The sequence below is a fragment of the Nocardia sp. NPDC004718 genome (genome assembly GCF_053601535.1).
This window is the reverse complement of record NZ_JBSGCA010000153.1, coordinates 1-1468: the sequence shown is the minus strand read 5'-3', so window position 1 is coordinate 1468 and position 1468 is coordinate 1. Positions and strand designations below refer to the sequence as shown.

1 protein-coding gene is annotated in these 1468 nt (G+C 68.7%); it reads right to left on the bottom strand.

What is annotated here, in order from left to right:
• Window positions 1–497 precede the first annotated feature (497 nt).
• On the bottom strand, window positions 498–1202 hold the full coding sequence (locus ACWEH3_RS36050; protein ID WP_450026948.1) for an enoyl-CoA hydratase-related protein: 705 nt from the start codon (window positions 1200–1202) through the stop codon (window positions 498–500).
• Window positions 1203–1468: the final 266 nt, after the last annotated feature.

Below are 1468 nucleotides of genomic sequence, written 5' to 3'. Positions count from 1 at the left end.
GCTTGCTCCTTCGTCGCGTACGCGGCGGCCGCGCAAACGCGAGCCGGGCCGCGAACGGCGCATGCTCGGTCTCGCTTCGCTCGAAAGACGTGGTTGCGGTGCGCTGGGCGCGTCGGTATCGGAACTCGCCACCAAATGCGCGCGGTTATGGTGGCTCGGCTATCGGCTCGGCCCGAATGCCGCGCTTACTCCTTCGCCGCTGCGGCTCCGCGAACGCGAGACGGGCTGTTCGGCGTTCCAGCGCCTGCGGTGCTGGATATTCGCGAGCCGGGCCGTGAACGGTGGATGCTCGGTCTCGCAAAGCCCAGGCAGTTCCGTGCGTGGCGATCCACCTGCGCGACCCGGGATTTCACTGCTGGGCCGGTTCACAAGCCGTCTGAAGCGTGTGCGTCTTGTGCCGCGGCGGGCCCAGACGGGGCCCTGCAAGCCCGTTCATCGGCCGACGCGGACGGCAGTATGAGGTGGCCGCGCGGACCTGGGCTGTCCGTGAAGGCGGGTCAGTTCGTGGCGAACGCCAGGTTTTCCGGGGTTGTCGGGACCGCGAGGCCGGCCAGCGCTTTTGCGTGTAGGGCGCGCTTGATCACCGGCAGGTTGGGCCTGCGGTTGCTCGCCAGTGCCGCCGCCCGCTGGACGGCGGTCGCGAGCAGCTCGTCGGCTTCGGCCTTGTCGTCCACGATGCCCGCGGCGATCGCCTCGTCGGCCGGGTAGCGGTGGCCGGTGGTCATCGCCTGTACGCAGACCTGGTTGCTCAGCCGCTCGGTGAGCAGGGCGTTCATCCCGATGGTGAACGGCATGCCCAGGTGCACCTCGGGCAGGCAGTAGAAGCCGCGATCGGCGCGCATCACCCGGAAATCGTGTGAGGTGGCCAGCATGGCGCCCGCGCCGAAGGCATGGCCGTTGATCGCGGCGACGGTCGGCAGCGGGAATGCGAGCAGGCGGGTGTAGAGCGAGTGCACGCGGTCGAGGTAGCCGTGCATCTTGTCCAGGTTGCCGAACAGCCAATCGGTGTCCAGACCGTTGCTGAAGAACTTCCCGGTCGCCGTCGTCACCAGCGCGGCGGGCCCCACGGAACTCTCGACCTCGTCCAGCAGCCCGTGCAACGCGTCGATCCAGTCCGGGTGGAATCGGTTCTCGCTGTCCGCCTGTCCCTCGGCGCCGAGGTACACGACGAACACTTCACCTTGGCGTTCCAGATACGGCATGCGGTGCAGCGTAACGGGCAACCACCGATCCCCTACTCGCGGGTAGCAGTCGAACATCGACCGCAACGGTCGCCCCCTCGCTGGTGATCCCCCGGCCGGGTAACCATGCCCACGCCACCAGCGAGCACCGCTCCCGCGCGCAGTGAGTAGCCAGCTCCGCAACCGACGCGCCCAGCACACCTCAACCACGTCTTTCGAGCGAAGCGAGACCGAGCATGCGCCGTTCGCGGCCCGGCTCGCGTTTGCGCGGCCGCCGCGTACGCGAC

Excerpts from the sequence above, each read along its gene's own strand:
- ACWEH3_RS36050 (WP_450026948.1), bottom strand. The coding sequence starts at position 1,202 with ATGCCGTATCTGGAACGCCAAGGTGAAGTGTTCGTCGTGTACCTCGGC.